We start from the raw sequence: 15,760 nt of genomic DNA on the forward strand, positions 1-15,760 counted from the left end.
TCATACATAAATGCCATTCTTGTATACACAAACGTTGACGTCGTGTACGAAGAATGCCAATGTACATACTACAGACGAAGCCCTGCGAGGGGAAGCGGCGTCCGCCGGCGTGAACAGCGGCCGACCTTCAGAAGGAGAATGGCATGCCTGAGGCGTCTTTCTTCACCGACATGCTGCAAAGCATCACGGATCACGGCCGCCAGCTCCTGTTTTCCGGCTCGCGCAATACGCAGGCCGCGGCCAAAGCCGATCTTGAGACCCTCTGTGAGATGCTGTTGTCGAGCCGTGGTGAAGCATCCGGCATGGCCCTTGCCGCCGAGATTCTCGATCGCTGGGGGGCGCTCGAGGACGAGCGCGCGCAGACATTCTTCCATATGCTGCACGAAAAGTTCGGGCCCGACACGGTGAGGCTCGACCAGGCAATGGAAAATTACCGCACCGACAAAAGCTCTGCCGCGGCCATTGCGCTCCATCAGGCCGCGGAGCCGCGGCGCCAGGAGCTCCTGCGCCGGTTGAATCACGCGCCGAACGGCACCGCCAGGCTCGTCCGCATGCGGCAGCAGCTGCTTGCTTCCAAGGACCGATCCGAGGCCTATCACGCGCTCGATGCCGACTTCACGCACCTGTTCGGTTCCTGGTTCAATCGCGGCTTTCTGACGCTGCGACCGATCGACTGGACGACGCCAGCCTATATTCTCGAAAAGATCATCCAATACGAGGCCGTGCACGAGATTGCCGGCTGGGAGGAGCTGCGCCGTCGTCTGGCGCCGGCCGACCGTCGATGCTTTGCCTTTTTCCACCCGCGGCTGGCCGATGAGCCGCTGGTCTTCGTCGAGGTGGCGCTCACCCGATCCGTGCCGAAGGCGATCGCAGATGTGCTCGACGAGGGGAGGGAGCAGATCAATGCCGACGAGGCGACGACGGCCGTCTTCTATTCGATCTCCAACTGCCAGGATGGCTTGCGCGGCATCTCCTTCGGCAATTTCCTGATCAAGCAGGTCGTGGAAGACCTGCGCAAGGACCTGCCGGGCCTCAAGACTTTCGTGACGCTGTCGCCCGTCCCGGGTTTTGCCCGCTGGCTTGCCAAGGTGCACGCGACCGGCGATCGGCCCCTATCCGGAGCGGCCCTGAAAACGCTGACCCTGCTCGACGATCCGAACTGGCCGGGCAGCGAGAGCAGCGCCGCCGAAGTGGAGCGTGTGTTGCTGCCGCTGGTGGCCCGCTATTTCCTGACCGAACGGACGCCGGAAGGCCGCCCCGTCGATCCCGTCGCCCGCTTTCATCTCGGCAATGGCGCCCGGCTCGAAAGGGTGAATTTTCTCGGCGACCGCTCGCCCAAGGCGCTCCAACAGGCGCACGGTCTGATGGTCAACTACCTCTACAAGCTCGATGACATCGTGGCCAACCACGAGGCCCTGGCGCAACGCGGCGAAGTGATCGCCTCGCCCGCCGTCAAAAGCCTGCTCAGCCAGAGCGACGAAGGCCGCCGTGGCGGCAATGGCCAGCAAGGTTCTCGAGCATTCGCGCAACTGATGAATTCCACGCTTGGAGGAGGGCGAAAGTGAGCAACCATCTTTTCGACGCCATGCGGGCCGCCGCACCCGATAACGCACCGTTCATCCGGATCGATGGCACCCGCACATGGACCTATGACGAGGCCTTCGCCCTTTCCGGCCGCATTGCCGGCGCGATGGATACGCTCGGCATCCGCCCCGGCGACCGGGTTGCAGTGCAGGTGGAGAAAAGCGCCGAGGCATTGATCCTCTATCTCGCCTGTCTTCGCAGCGGCGCCGTCTACCTGCCGCTCAATACCGCCTATACGCTGGCTGAGCTCGACTACTTCATCGGCGACGCCGAGCCACGTCTGGTGGTCGTTGCCTCGGGCGCTCGCGACGGCGTCGAGATGATCGCCAAGCGTCACGGCGCGATCGTCGAAACGCTCGACGCCGATGGCAGCGGCTCTTTGCTGGATCTCGCACGCGACGAGCCGGCCGACTTTGTCGATGCCTCGCGCGCCGCCGAGGACCTGGCCGCGATCCTCTACACCTCGGGAACGACGGGACGCTCCAAGGGGGCGATGCTCACGCATGGCAACCTGCTCTCGAACGCCCTGACCCTGCGGGACTACTGGCGCGTCACCGCCGACGACCGGCTGATCCATGCCTTGCCGATCTTCCATACGCATGGGCTGTTCGTCGCCACTAACGTGACGCTGCTCGCCGGCGCTTCGATGTTCCTGCTTTCGAAATTCGACGCCGATGAGGTCGTTTCACTGATGCCGCAGGCAACGATGCTGATGGGCGTGCCGACCTTCTATGTGCGCCTCCTGCAAAGCCCGCACTTCGGCAAGGAGGCGGCAGCCAACATCCGCCTCTTTATATCAGGCTCGGCGCCGCTGCTTGCAGAAACACATAGCGAGTTCCAGGCCCGGACCGGTCACGCGATTCTCGAGCGCTACGGCATGACGGAAACCAACATGAACACCTCCAACCCTTATGAGGGCAAACGCATCGCCGGAACCGTCGGCTTTCCGCTGCCCGACGTGACGGTGCGCGTCACCGATCCCGCCACGGGGCAAGTGCTGCCGCCGGAGGAGACCGGCATGATCGAGATCAAGGGGCCGAACGTCTTCAAGGGCTATTGGCGCATGCCGGAGAAAACCGCGGCTGAATTCACCGCCGACGGGTTCTTCATCAGCGGCGATCTCGGCAAGATCGACCGCGACGGCTATATCCATATCGTCGGCCGCGGCAAGGATCTGGTGATCTCGGGTGGCTACAACATCTATCCGAAAGAGGTCGAGAGCGAGATCGACCGGATCGAGGGTGTGGTCGAGAGCGCCGTGATCGGCGTGCCGCACCCGGATTTCGGAGAAGGCGTCACGGCCGTCGTCGTGCGCAAGCCTGGCGCCGTGCTTGATGAAAAGAGCATTGTCAGCGCCCTGCAGGATCGTCTCGCGCGCTACAAACAGCCCAAACGCATTATCTTCGCCGACGACTTGCCGCGCAACACGATGGGCAAAGTCCAGAAGAACATCCTGCGGCAGCAATACGCCGATCTTTATACCAGGACGTAAGGCGACCGCCCTCTGGGAGGAGGGTCGGCGGTCTCTGCATCAATCTTGCAAACAGCAACCACGGCGCTGGAGGCGTCGGAGGGAGGGGAATCATGGGTATTGAAATACTGGCCATAGGCATGCTCGTCGCCATGTTCGTCGTTGCGACGATCCAGCCGATCAACATGGGCGCGCTCGCTTTCGCCGGCGCCTTCGTGCTCGGCTCCATGACCATCGGCATGAAAACCACCGATATTTTCGCCGGCTTTCCGAGTGACCTGTTCCTGACGCTCGTCGCCGTCACCTACCTCTTCGCCATCGCGCAGATCAACGGCACCATCGACTGGCTGGTCGAATGCGCCGTCCGGCTGGTGCGTGGACGCATAGGCCTGATCCCCTGGGTGATGTTCCTCGTCGCAGCCGTGATTACCGGTTTCGGCGCTCTTGGACCGGCTGCGGTCGCCATCCTCGCGCCGGTCGCGCTGAGCTTTGCCATCCAGTACCGCATCCACCCCGTCATGATGGGGCTGATGGTGATCCACGGCGCACAAGCGGGCGGCTTTTCGCCGATCAGCATCTATGGCGGCATTACCAACCAGATCGTTGCCAAGGCCGGTCTGCCTTTCGCGCCGACATCGCTGTTTCTCTCCAGCTTTTTCTTCAATCTGGCGATTGCGGTGCTGGTCTTCTTCGTTTTCGGCGGTGCAAAGGTCATGAAGCAAATGCCCGCGGCATCGCTTGGCCCCTTGCCAGAACTGCACCCCGAGGGCGTTTCGGCGTCGATCAGAGGTCACGGCGGCACGCCGGCAAAACCGATCCGGGAGCATGCCTACGGCACGGCGGCCGATACTGCTGCGACGCTACGTCTGAACAATGAGCGAATGACCACGCTGGTCGGCCTGATCGCGCTCGGCATCGGCGCGCTGGTTTTCAAGTTCAATGTCGGCCTCGTCGCCATGACCGTCGCCGTCGCCCTCGCGCTCTTGTCCCCGAAAACCCAGAAGGCGGCAATCGACAAGGTCAGCTGGTCGACCGTGCTGCTGATATCAGGCATCATCACCTATGTCGGCGTCATGGAGAAGGCCGGTACGGTCGATTACGTGGCGAACGGCATATCCAGCCTCGGCATGCCGCTGCTGGTGGCGCTCCTGCTTTGCTTTACCGGTGCCATCGTTTCGGCCTTCGCATCCTCGACCGCGCTGCTCGGCGCCATCATCCCGCTGGCCGTCCCCTTCCTCATGCAGGGACATGTCAGCGCCATCGGCGTCGTCGCCGCCATCGCGATCTCGACGACGATCGTCGATACCAGCCCATTTTCCACCAATGGTGCGCTCGTGGTCGCCAATGCGCCGGATGACCGGCGAGAGCAGGTTCTCAAGCAATTGCTGGTCTATAGCGCGCTGATCGCCATCATCGGCCCGATCATCGCCTGGCTGGTGTTCGTCGTGCCGGGGCTGGTTTGACGACAGTCCGGCGAGACCGTCGCTTCCGCCGCGAGCAATCGCCCGCGGCGTCAAGGCAGTCACGCCGTGGGGGAGGGATTCCGAGTTACAAATTTCCTTGGCGCCGAAGGCGTCAACCGCAAGATATAATGCGCGTGAAGCAATAACATGCTGAGGTTGTAGTATTCATTGCTGCACGGAAAAGAGAAACCGTCGCTGTTAGTGTTCGAATTCCATTGCATTTGCGAAGACAACACTATTCAATATTCGAAGATGCTTTCATTCGCTCAGGTTGAAAATCACTCATGATTCTATCGACTGACGTTTCGTCTCTGTTGACGGATATGATTTATGGAAGTCTGTTCGGAGAGTGCAGCTGGCAGGATTTCCTGGACCGCCTTGCGCAGACGTCGCCGGGCGGCAAGGCGGCGCTTCACTATCACGACCTGAACTCTTCCGTCGCCCATGTTCCCTTCATGTCGGGGTTTTCGCAGTCCGAGATCGATCAGTTCATGAGCCACTTCGCGTCGGTCAATCCCTGGATTCCGAGATTGGATCGCGTGCCCGTCGGCCAGGGCCTGTGCGGCGACGAGATCGTTCCACGCGAGGAGCTGGTCAAATCGGAGTTTTACAATGACTGGCTGAAGCGGCAGACCGGATGCGAGACGAGCGTCGGCGTCTCGATCATTCGCGAGGAAAACCGCACCTTCATCCTGTCGGCCTGCACGACGTCGGCGGACCCCGATCTCAACAGCGAGGCGGCCAAGCTTTACACGCAGCTCGCGCCGCATCTGAGAAGGGCTTTCGACTTCATTCGCAAGCGCGATCTGTTCGCACCGCACGAACAGGCGACGCAGACCCTGTTCGACAGCATCGGCGTTGGACTGATCTATGTCTCGGAGCAACGCAAAGCCCGTCGCTGGAATAAAAGCGCAGAGGCCTTGCTGGCCGCCGGCTTGCCTGTGTGGATCGGCGCCGACGGCACGCTCGCACTTCAATGCGAGAAGTCGGCTGCGGTTCTCGAATTCCTGACCTCCAGAAACGGCGTGCAGACCAAACCACACACCGCGATCGTCAAGGGCGGGAACCAGGATAACTATCGCATCACCCTTGTCCGGCTGCGCTCAGATACGTTCACAGAGTGTCTGGAGGGGCCGACCGTGGCGGTGATCGTCGAGCCGATCGTGGCGACGCCGCTCAATGAGCGGCGCGATTTGCTGATGCAGCTTTATAAGCTGACCGCGACGGAAATCAGGATCGCCTCGAGCATCGCATCGGGTCATTCGCCGAGAGAAGTGGCGATGGCCGACGATATCAGCTACGAAACCGTCAGAACCCACCTGAGAAACATCTATGCCAAACTCGGGGTCAATTCCCGGGTCGGCCTGGTGTCACTGCTGATGCGGTGAATTCTGGAGGCGCAAACCCGGCGTGATGCGGGCGCCGGACGCCTGGCTCAATATTCCGAACCGCTTCCATTGTTCAGGTCGCGACGTTCCGTCCCTTTCAGCGGCGGATTGAAGACGCTGATAAGTGAACGACCCGTGGGCAAACCGTTTGCCTGACCAAACATGGATTGTCACGAAAGTTTCATATTGAAGCTCTTGCGGAAATCGAAAAATAATCTACAGTTTCTATCAGGAAACAAGATTTCCTGAAGCAGATGAAAGGAGACCGATTGAATTCATTTTTTCCGGAGGCCATGCTCTTCGCATGTTTCGCCCTGGTTTTTGTCGTGATATTTGCGAGTGGCAGGCGCAGGTCAAAAAGCTCCGGCGATGGCGGGGGAGGCTGGTTCGACGCCTCGGACGATGGCGGCTGTGACGGCGGCGGCGACGGAGGTGGAGGAGACTAGATCAAACTGAAATCGATAGAATGCCCGACCGCCTCAAGGCGGTTTTTTGTTGCCTGTGTTCCAGGCCGTCCCCTTGCTCGCAGCAAGGCTTTCTCCCTCAATTCATCAGCATGGAAACGCGGAGCTTTAGCCGGACGGCAAGCGTGGTGGCCGGAGTAAAAAGCACAATGGCCGCCTTCAGGTGAAGACGACCATCGCACGTAATCGGATCGTGGCGGTTATGCGCGCGCCGGCAGCAGGGGATAACCAACCATGACGGCGCGGCCGAGGAGGGCGGCGACGAAGGCCTTGACGACGTCGCCCGGAATGAAGGCCATCGAGCCGACGAAGGCCTTGGTGAAGCCGAGACCGGCGACGGTCGCGAGATAGGCGATGCCGAACGCATAGAGCACGACGATGCCGCCGGCCATGGCGGCGAGGAAGAAGCTCACCGTCTGCACCAGACCGGATTGGCCGTGATTGACCAGGCGCTCGCTGAGATAACCGGTGACGAAGGCGCCGAAGATCCAGCCGACGAGGAAGCCGGCCGTCGGCGAGGCGAAGATGGCAAGCCCGCCGCGGCCGCCGGAAAGCACCGGCAGGCCGATGGCGACGAGCAGCAGTACGATCAGCACGGCAATCGCGCCGCGTCGGGCGCCGAGCACGGCACCGGCCATCATGACGCCGAGCGATTGGGCGGTGATCGGCACCGGGATGAAGCCGAGCGAGATCGGCGGCAGCAGGCCGAGCGCCACGATGATCGCGGCAAAGAGGGCGGTAAGGACGAGGTCGCGGGTGCTCATCATGAACTCCGTGGTTAAAATTCGTTAACTTCCATGCCGTCGAATGCGGCGCGCGTCAATCGCGGCGGCGACATTATCCGCATCCCTGAGCGTCAGGATGATCAGCGGCGCCAGCAGGCTCGTCGGCCGGACCTTCAGCCCGCGCGCCTTGTGGGCCTCGCGGATCGCCTGGTAACGGCCGACAATCTCGGGCACGAAACGCAGGACCAGCCCGAGCGCCAGGCCGATATCGTCGGCCTGCACGAAGCCGGTGCGTTCGAGCGGGCGGGCGAGCGCCGTCACCTCGTCGATGAAGGCGGCGATCGACGTCGTCGCCGTCACGGCGGCGGCAAGAAGCATCAGCGCCGTCAGCCGCAGCACCGGCACGAGCGCTGCCTGCCAGGGGTTGAAGAGCAGGTTGAAGAGCGCCACGACCGCGATCGTCAGGAAGACCGGCCGTAGCCGCCGCAGCCCCTCGCCGAGCGGCAGGCCGGTGGTGCGATAGACAACCGCCGTCAGCAGCACGAAGCCGGACAGCAGGGCGATATTCTGGCTGACGAACAGCAGGACGCCGAAGGCCGCAAGCGATACCAGCTTGAAGCGCGGCGAAAGCCGGTGCATCGGGCTGTTGCCTTCGACATAAAGCGACTGCATCAGGCGGCGATCTCCCTGTAGCGGGCGATCGCTTCAGCCGCCGGCGCATCGGCGGCAAGCCGCCCTTCGTGAAACAGCAGCACCCGTTCAAAACCGGCGATCAGCTCCAGATCATGGGTGATGACGATGGCGCTTTCCGGCAGCCCGGCGATAATCCGCTCGACCAGCGCCCGGTTCTTGAGGTCGAGCTGGTTGGTCGGCTCGTCGAGGATGAGAGTGCCGGGCCCGGTCACCAGCACCGAGCAGAGGGCCGCCACCTGCAGCTCGCCGCCGGAAAGCTCGTGCGCCCGGCGGTCGGCGAGCGCTTCGGCGCCGAAACGGGCGAGAATGCCCGCGACCTTCGCCTCGATCTCCGCCTTGCTGAGGCCGCGCCGCTTGAGCCCGAAGGCGATGTCGTCGCGGACGATCGGCAGGATGATCTGGTTCTGCGGCGACTGGAAGATGAAGCCGACATCGGCCGCCGCCGCCTTCTCATCGGCCGTATCGCGGCCGTTGACGGTGACGCGGCCGACCGTCGGCTTGGTCAGCCCGTTGATCAGCCTTGCGAACGTCGTCTTGCCCGAGCCGTTGAGCCCGATGACACCGATGCGTTTGCCGCTGATGCCGAGTGTCAGCGGCGCCAGCGCCACCCGCGCCCCGAAACTGACCCCGGCGCCTTCGAATTGTATGTCCAAACCAGTTCCTCGCATCCGGCCGCGTTTGGAATACGCGTAGGAGATGAATGTCATCCGGCATCAGAACATCACTGGCGCCAACCTGACAGCAGTGCTTCTACAAAGAGCAAACCTCGCTGTCGACATCCGTTGGTGGATACCGGGTGGCTAGGAAGATTTTCCGCGGTATGATGCGCCCATGACGAATCTGCTCTCCAATTCCGACGCCCGCCGTGTCTTCCTCGCCAAGCAGGGCCTCAGCGCCCCACCGAACCGCGCCTTGACCAAGCAAGGACTGTTGCAGCTCATCCACGATCTGGGATTCGTCCAGGTGGACAGCATCCAGACGGTGGAGCGGGCGCACCACCAGATCCTGTTTTCCCGCAACCAGACCTACAGGCGAGAGCATCTGAAAGCACTGCTCGAAAAGGAACGCGCGCTGTTCGAGCACTGGACGCATGATGCCTCAATCCTGCCGAGTGCCTTCTTTGTCTATTGGAAGCACAAGTTCCGCCACCAGGAGAAAGTCTTGATCGAGCGCTGGCGCAAGTGGCGCGGGGAGGGCTTCGAGGCGGCCTTCGAGGAGACCTATGAGCGCGTGCAGCGCGACGGCGCGATGCTGGCGCGCGACGTCAAGGCCGATGGCCACGTGTCCGGCGGCTGGTGGAACTGGCATCCGAACAAGACGGCGCTCGAATATTTCTGGCACACCGGCAAGCTGGCCATTGCCGGCCGCTCGAACTTCCAGAAGATCTATGATCTCACCGAGCGCGTCATCCCGGCCGAATTCCGCGAGCCGGAGGTCACCCGTGAAGACTTCGTCGATTGGGCCTGCCGGAGCGCGCTCACCCGCCTCGGTTTTGCCACCCATGGCGAGATCGCAGCCTTCTGGAACCTCGTCTCGCCTGATGAAGCCAAGGCCTGGGTATCAGCCCATCGCGACGAGCTGACCGAAGTGCTGATCGAGCCGGCGCTCGGCGACAAGGCGCGCGCCTCCTGGGCCTTTGCCGATTTCTTCGCAACGCTCGACAGCTATCCGGCTGCACCGCCCCGCATCCGCGTGCTGAGCCCCTTCGACCCGATGATCCGCGACCGCAACCGTACCGAACGTCTGTTCGGCTTCTTCTACCGCATCGAGGTCTTCGTGCCCGAAGCCAAGCGCGAATATGGCTATTACGTCTTCCCCCTTCTCGAAGGCGACAGGCTGATCGGCCGCATCGACATGAAGGCGGACCGGAAGAAATCGACGCTCGATGTCAGGCGGCTCTGGCTGGAACCGGGCGTGAAGCCGTCGGCAGGGCGGCTGGAGCGGCTGGAAGCGGAGCTCGAGCGGGTGGCGCGGTTTGCCGGTGTGGAGAAGGTGGTGTTGCTGGAGGGGTGGAGGGGGTAAGCGAAGTATCCTCGCCCATTACTGCGCCCCCACAAGGGAGGCCGTCGTAAGTGCCGGCCGAATGTAGCACCAGCAGCGGTGCGTCTCTCTACGCCGACGGCGAGTTTGGCATCAACGCCAACCACACTCTCCGTCATCCCAGGCCTTGAGCCTGGGATCCATGCCACGACTGCCGGTGGACGCGGCGTGGATGCTCGGCTCAAGGCCGAGCATGACGGAGAGTGGGGTGCGCAGGAGAAACCCATTCACCGCAAATGCCCGTGTCAGCCGCCATTCGCTAGCGAAATCAGGCAGTCGGTCACGGCTTGAATTGATCGTGATGAGCGAGGAAAAGTCTCAGCAAATCTCCGTCTTGCTGATCTTGATGCCGAACCCTTCCAGGCCGACATAGTGGCGCTCGCGGCTGGTCAGCAGCTTGATCGAGCTGACGCCGAGGTCCTTGAGGATCTGGGCGCCGAGGCCGATTTCCAGCCATTCGCTTTCGCGGTTCTGCGCTTCGGCATGGGCCTCGCGGCCCTGGCTGCGGGCCTTGCGGCCGTTGTCGTAGTGGCCGACGCCGACGGAGCCCTCGCGCAGATAAACGATGACGCCGCGCCCTTCGGCAGCGATCTTCTCCATGTAGAAATCGACCGGGCTCTTCTTGCCGAACAGGTCCTCGGCGACATTTTCCGGATGCAGGCGCACCGGGATGTCGATGCCGTCGCGGATATCGCCGAAGACGACGGCGAGATGCTGCATCGGGTCCCAGGGCAGGGCATAGGTATGGGCCTTGGCCTTGCCGAAGGCCGTGTCGATGTCGAAGCTTGCGCCGTGCTCGACCAACGTTTCCTTGCGCTGGCGATAGGCGATGAGATCGGCGACAGAGACGAGCTTCAGCCCGTGCTTTTCGGCAAAATCGACCACCTGCGGCCCGCGCGTGACGGTGCCGTCATCGTTGACGAGTTCGGAGATGACGCCGATCGGCGGCAGGCCGGCAAGCCGGCAGAGGTCGACCGCGGCCTCCGTATGGCCGGAGCGCATCAGCACGCCGCCTTCGCGCGAAACCAGCGGGAAGATATGGCCGGGACGGACGAAATCGGCAGCCCCGACATTCGGATTGGCGAGGTTACGCACCGTCAGCGTCCGGTCGTCGGCCGAGATGCCGGTCGTCGTGCCGTGCTTGAAATCGACCGAGACGGTGAAGGCGGTCGTGTGGGCCGAATCGTTTTCCGCCACCATGGCGTTGAGGTTGAGGCGTTTGGCCTCTTCCTTCGGCATCGGCGCGCAGACGATGCCGGAGGTGTGGCGCACGATGAAGGCCATCTTTTCCGGCGTGGTGTGCACGGCGGCGACGATCAGATCGCCCTCGTTCTCGCGGTCATCGTCGTCCATGACGACGACGATTTCGCCGGCCTCGAAGGCCCTGATGGCGTCGACGACGCGTTTCTGATCGTAAGACATGGACGCTCCTATTTCAGACGGCCGGTCTGGCCGCGGTCGCGAAGATAATGATCGGCGATGGCGCAGGCGACCATCGCCTCGCCGATCGGCACGGCGCGAATGCCGACGCAGGGGTCGTGCCGGCCCTTGGTGCGGACATCGACATTCTTGCCGTCGGCGTCGATCGACTGGCGTTCGGTCAGGATCGAGGAGGTCGGCTTGACGGCGAAACGCGCCACAACAGGCTGCCCGGTCGAGATCCCGCCAAGAATACCGCCGGCATTGTTGGAAAGAAAGATCGGCGTGCCGTCATTGCCCATGCGCATCTCGTCGGCATTGTCTTCGCCTGATGTCTCGGCGGCGGCAAAACCATTGCCGATCTCCACGCCCTTGACGGCGTTGATCGACATCAGCAGCGAGGCGATATCCTGGTCGAGCTTGGCATAGATCGGCGCGCCGAGGCCGGCCGGCACACCCTCGGCGATCACTTCGATAACCGCGCCGATCGAGGAGCCGGCCTTGCGGATGCCGTCGAGATACTCCTCCCAGACCGGGACGATCGCCGCATCGGGGGAGAAGAACGGGTTCTGGCCGACCTGGTCCCAATCCCAGTTGCGCCGGTCGATCTTGTGCTTGCCGATCTGCACCAGCGCGCCGCGCACGGTCACACCGGGCACGACGAGGCGGGCGATGCCGCCGGCTGCAACGCGCGCGGCGGTTTCACGCGCCGAGGAGCGGCCGCCGCCGCGATAATCGCGGATGCCGTATTTGAGGTCATAGGTATAGTCGGCATGGCCGGGGCGGTATTGCCGGGCGATCTCGCCATAATCCTTCGAACGCTGGTCGGTGTTTTCGATCAGCATCGAGATCGGCGTGCCTGTCGTCGTCATCGTCTCGCCGTCGGCATCGAGCATGACGCCGGATAGCACCTTCACCAGGTCGTCCTCGCGGCGCTGGGTGACGAAGCGGGATTGGCCCGGCTTGCGCTTGTCGAGCCAGACCTGGAGATCGGCGAGCTTGAAGCGCAGCCCCGGAGGGCAGCCGTCGACGACGCAGCCGAGCGCCGGACCATGGCTTTCGCCCCAGGTGGTTACGCGGAAGAGGTGACCGAATGTATTGTGCGACATGTGTTCCCACGGTGGCGTCAGGGCCGGTCGCCGCCGGCCGCGCCATTGCTTGAAAAAGGCGCGACACTCATAGGCCAAAAAGCCGCCGGGGCAAAAGCCTTTCTTTGCGTCAAACCGGCCGCTGCCGAAATGCTGTACCCGGACTTGCGACCCATGGCCGTCACCAAGCGGGCCGCGAGGCGGACGCTGGGGTTAACGCGTGATTTTGATTATATTTAAAATCCTATTCATCAATTGGGCGGGAAAAGCCATTCTTACGGGCAATTTTCGCCATATTCAGGAGCTTATCTGTGGCCAGTGTTCTCGTGCAGCGTTTCAAAAGGATTGTTGCCATGCGTTTCGTCGTCGCCACGCTTTTGGCCACAGCAAGTTTCCTGTCGCCGATGAGCGGCTTTGCCGAGAGCGCCGATGTCGAGGCGACGATCAAGAAGGTCGATACGGCCAATCTCGTGCTGACCCTCGACGACGGCAAGACCTATCAGGCACCTGAGGAATTCAACTTCGACGGCCTCGAAGCCGGCGTCAAAGTGATCGTCTTCTATACAGAAGTCGACGGCAAGCGCGTCATCAACGATCTCGACATCGTCAAATAGGCGCCTAACGCCGAGATCGGCGTATAAAATTCACTTTCATTCAATTCTGATCGAAACGCGGCGACGACCTACAGCCAGACGATCGTCCGGTCATTGGTGTCGATCCTGACGATCTGGTCCTGCGGAATGCCGCCTTCGGCCGCGCTGCTCTTCGGCAGGTCGGCGATCATCTGGAACAGCGTGCGAATGACGCCGCCATGGGTGACGCAGACGGTCGGGCGATCGACGGAGCGCAGCCATGCGCCGGTGCGCCAGGAGAGGATCTCATAGCTTTCCGCATCGTCGCCGGGCGGGATGAAATCCCATTTCGAGGCATTGCGTTCGGCCACCCGCTCACGCTGCGTCGCCTTCAGCTCCTTGAGCGTCGAGCCCTCCCAATCGCCGAAGGAAATCTCCACCAGCCGGGGATCGGTGCGATAGGCAAGGGGCGGCAGGCCCATGGCGGCGCGCATGATTTCCATGGTCGCGCGCGTGCGCCCGAGCGGGCTGGCGACGAAATCGAACGCCCCGACCGTCTCACCGAGAATCTCAGCCAGCGCAAGACCGTTCCGCCGGGCCTGTTCCAAGCCCGTGGCGTTCATCGCGATGTCCTTCTGACCCTGCAGGCGGCGCTCGGCATTCCAGTCCGTCTGACCGTGTCTGATCACATAGATAAGCACGGTGCAGACTCCGGAGGCATTTAGTCCTTGACGACCGAAATATCCGGCGCGTCGACCGCCTTCATGCCGATGACATGATAGCCGCTGTCGGCGTGGTGCACTTCGCCGGTGACGGAGCGCGACAGGTCGGACAGCAGATAGAGGCCGACATCGCCGACTTCTTCGATGGTGACGGTGCGCCGCAGCGGGGCGTTATATTCGTTCCACTTCAGAATGTAGCGGAAATCGCCGATCCCGGAGGCGGCGAGCGTCTTGATCGGTCCGGCCGAAACGGCGTTGACGCGGATGTTCTGCGGCCCAAGATCGACGGCGAGATATTTGACGCTGGCTTCGAGCGCGGCCTTGGCCACACCCATGACGTTATAGTTCGGCATCACCTTTTCGGCGCCGTAATAGGTCAGCGTCAGCATCGAGCCGCCTTCCGTCATCAGCTTCTCGGCGCGGCGTGCAACCGAGGTGAAGGAATAGACGGAGATCTGCATCGTCTTGGTGAAATTGTCGGGCGAGGTGTCGATGTAGCGGCCAGTCAGCTCGTCCTTGTCGGAAAAGCCGATCGCATGCACGAGGAAATCGATCTTGCCCCACAGCTTTTCGACATTTTCGAAAACCGCGTCGATGGTGGATTCATCGGCGACGTCGCAGTGGCCGACGAGCGTCGCCTCGATTTCGGCGGCGAGCGGCTCGACACGCTTCTTCAGCGCATCGCCCTGATAGGTGAGCGCAACTTCTCCGCCCTGCGCATGAATGGCCTTGGCAATACCCCACGCAATCGAACGATTGTTGGCGACACCCATGATGACGCCGCGTTTGCCTGCCATGAGGCCGGATGCTTGAGCCATATTTCGCTCCCTAGGATTCTGATCGATCCTGCCTATGGCATAGGCCGTTAATCGGTTCAAGCTTGGCCTGGATCATCAACTGTTAGGGATCGTAACAAAGGGTGCGAATGTCGTAAAAATTTCACAGAAACAGGCCTTCACGCATGCTGCGCATGAGATCGGTGATCTTATCGTCGGGTTTTTCCCACAGGATGATGCGCAATTCGACGACGAGATCGCCTCTGCTGCCGTCTTCCCGGGGCAATCCCTGGCCGGAAATCCGGATCGTCTTGTCCGAGCCCGACCAGGCGGGCACGGTGATATCAAGCGGCCCGGCCGGTCCGTCGATGCGCGCCTCGGTGCCGAGCACGGCGTTTTCGATGCTGAGCGGCAGTACGGCGTGCAGGTCGAAACCGTCGACGGTGAAACGCGGATCGGGGGCGATGCGGATATTGACGACGGCGTCGCCGCGCTGCATGCCCGGCAGCTTGAAGCCCTGTCCCTTGAGCCGGATCTCGTGACCATCCGTCGTGCCCGCCGGCAAGGCGAAGCCGATTTCGCGACCCTCCGGCAGCGCTGCGGTGATCCAGCCGCTCTTCAGCACCTCGTCGATCGTCACCGTCGCCGTCGTCACCTCGTCAGGCGCTTTTTCGAGGCCGGTATCCTTGGCGCCGGTGAAACGGCGCACCAGCGATGTCAGAATGCTGAGCGGCAGCGACAGGTTGGCGCCGGCATTATTTGATGCCTCGGCTTCCTCCTCGGCTTCGGCGGCGTCGCCATCGGCGCGCTTGCCCGCTTCGGCCTGTGTCTGGCCCTGGGTCTGCTGATTGTGGGTCTGCTGATATTGGGTTTGTTGATTCTGGGCCTGCTGGGCGCGACCCTGCGCCTGGCCGCCCGCCGCAGTGCGGGCCTGCGCGCCGAAAATGCGCTCCACCATCTCCTCGGCGCCTTCGCCGGTGCCGGCCTGCTGCCTGGAGCCGTCGGCCGCGGCTTTCTGGGCAGCCCGGGCAAGCTCTTCCATCACCCGCTCGGCATTGGCCTGGGCCGCCTTGGCGCGGGCTGCAGCCTCGCGCGCGGCTTGGCGTTGCTGCATGATCGTCTGTTCCTGCTTCTTGGCTTCCGCCATCCGCACGGCATTGTCGAACAGGCTGCGTTTGCGCGGGTCACGCAGCGTTTCATAGGCGCGGCCGATCTCGGCGAATCGGGCCGTCGCCGTCGGATCGTCCTGATTGTGGTCGGGATGCGCGGCCTTGGCCATGTTGCGCCAGGCCGCCTTGATCTCCTCCGCCGCCGCGTCGCGCTTGACGCCCAGAATTTTGTAAGGATCGCGCATG

14 protein-coding genes are annotated in these 15,760 nt (G+C 62.5%); 6 read left to right on the forward strand and 8 right to left on the reverse strand.

Features of this window, described 5'->3' with window-relative positions; all coding sequences use genetic code 11:
• The first annotated feature begins 143 nt into the window (after nucleotides 1-143).
• The 4 genes from A7X77_RS28480 to A7X77_RS28495 all read left to right on the forward strand — a co-directional run bounded on the left by A7X77_RS28480 (nucleotide 144) and on the right by A7X77_RS28495 (nucleotide 5,906).
• The gene (locus A7X77_RS28480; protein ID WP_064686190.1) at nucleotides 144-1,565 is read left to right on the forward strand and encodes a malonyl-CoA decarboxylase; all 1,422 of its coding nucleotides are present in this window, start codon (nucleotides 144-146) and stop codon (nucleotides 1,563-1,565) included.
• On the forward strand, nucleotides 1,562-3,076 hold the full coding sequence (locus tag A7X77_RS28485; RefSeq protein WP_064686191.1) for a malonate--CoA ligase: 1,515 nt from the start codon (nucleotides 1,562-1,564) through the stop codon (nucleotides 3,074-3,076). Before A7X77_RS28480 ends, A7X77_RS28485 begins: the two co-directional genes overlap by 4 nt.
• 92 nt (nucleotides 3,077-3,168) lie before the next feature.
• A complete protein-coding gene (locus tag A7X77_RS28490; protein WP_064686192.1) occupies nucleotides 3,169-4,518 on the forward strand; it encodes an SLC13 family permease in 1,350 nt (449 codons plus the stop codon).
• A gap of 284 nt (nucleotides 4,519-4,802) precedes the next feature.
• Nucleotides 4,803-5,906 carry a helix-turn-helix transcriptional regulator gene (locus tag A7X77_RS28495; RefSeq protein ID WP_064686193.1) on the forward strand — a complete coding sequence of 368 codons (1,104 nt, stop codon included), beginning with the start codon at nucleotides 4,803-4,805 and terminating at the stop codon, nucleotides 5,904-5,906.
• 664 nt (nucleotides 5,907-6,570) lie between these two features.
• On the opposite strand, the gene A7X77_RS28500 is transcribed toward A7X77_RS28495, so the two are convergent.
• The 3 genes from A7X77_RS28500 to A7X77_RS28510 are packed head-to-tail and all read right to left on the reverse strand — an operon-like array spanning nucleotide 6,571 to nucleotide 8,441.
• Entirely contained in the window at nucleotides 6,571-7,134 is a 564-nt protein-coding gene (locus A7X77_RS28500) for a biotin transporter BioY (protein WP_064686253.1), read from the reverse strand.
• Between the two features lie 24 nt (nucleotides 7,135-7,158).
• Nucleotides 7,159-7,767, reverse strand: a complete 609-nt coding sequence (locus tag A7X77_RS28505) for an energy-coupling factor transporter transmembrane component T family protein (protein WP_064686194.1) — start codon at nucleotides 7,765-7,767, stop codon at nucleotides 7,159-7,161.
• A complete protein-coding gene (locus A7X77_RS28510; protein ID WP_064686195.1) occupies nucleotides 7,767-8,441 on the reverse strand; it encodes an energy-coupling factor ABC transporter ATP-binding protein in 675 nt (224 codons plus the stop codon). The genes A7X77_RS28505 and A7X77_RS28510 overlap by 1 nt, the downstream gene beginning before the upstream one ends.
• Nucleotides 8,442-8,619: 178 nt before the next feature.
• Between A7X77_RS28510 and A7X77_RS28515 the strand changes: the two genes are divergently transcribed.
• Entirely contained in the window at nucleotides 8,620-9,810 is a 1,191-nt protein-coding gene (locus A7X77_RS28515) for a winged helix-turn-helix domain-containing protein (RefSeq protein WP_064686196.1), read from the forward strand.
• A 336-nt stretch (nucleotides 9,811-10,146) separates the two neighbouring features.
• On the opposite strand, the gene ribB is transcribed toward A7X77_RS28515, so the two are convergent.
• A complete protein-coding gene (ribB, locus tag A7X77_RS28520; RefSeq protein WP_064686197.1) occupies nucleotides 10,147-11,250 on the reverse strand; it encodes a 3,4-dihydroxy-2-butanone-4-phosphate synthase in 1,104 nt (367 codons plus the stop codon).
• 8 nt (nucleotides 11,251-11,258) lie between these two features.
• Complete coding sequence (gene aroC / locus A7X77_RS28525; protein ID WP_064686198.1) at nucleotides 11,259-12,356, reverse strand: chorismate synthase; 1,098 nt, start codon at nucleotides 12,354-12,356, stop codon at nucleotides 11,259-11,261.
• 332 nt (nucleotides 12,357-12,688) lie between these two features.
• Here aroC and A7X77_RS28535 point away from each other — a divergent pair, with 332 nt between their 5' ends.
• The gene (locus A7X77_RS28535; protein WP_003569889.1) at nucleotides 12,689-12,949 is read left to right on the forward strand and encodes a DUF1344 domain-containing protein; all 261 of its coding nucleotides are present in this window, start codon (nucleotides 12,689-12,691) and stop codon (nucleotides 12,947-12,949) included.
• A 68-nt stretch (nucleotides 12,950-13,017) separates the two neighbouring features.
• Here A7X77_RS28535 and A7X77_RS28540 read toward each other — a convergent pair whose 3' ends face one another.
• The 3 genes from A7X77_RS28540 to A7X77_RS28550 form a co-directional block, all read right to left on the reverse strand.
• Complete coding sequence (locus tag A7X77_RS28540; protein ID WP_064686200.1) at nucleotides 13,018-13,608, reverse strand: histidine phosphatase family protein; 591 nt, start codon at nucleotides 13,606-13,608, stop codon at nucleotides 13,018-13,020.
• Nucleotides 13,609-13,628: 20 nt separating this feature from the next.
• A complete protein-coding gene (gene fabI / locus A7X77_RS28545; RefSeq protein ID WP_064686201.1) occupies nucleotides 13,629-14,447 on the reverse strand; it encodes an enoyl-ACP reductase FabI in 819 nt (272 codons plus the stop codon).
• Nucleotides 14,448-14,568: 121 nt separating this feature from the next.
• Nucleotides 14,569-15,759 carry a J domain-containing protein gene (locus tag A7X77_RS28550; RefSeq protein ID WP_064686254.1) on the reverse strand — a complete coding sequence of 397 codons (1,191 nt, stop codon included), beginning with the start codon at nucleotides 15,757-15,759 and terminating at the stop codon, nucleotides 14,569-14,571.
• Nucleotide 15,760 lies beyond the last annotated feature (1 nt).

Origin of the sequence: Rhizobium bangladeshense (assembly GCF_001662075.1) — a bacterium.
GTDB lineage: Bacteria > Pseudomonadota > Alphaproteobacteria > Rhizobiales > Rhizobiaceae > Rhizobium > Rhizobium bangladeshense_B.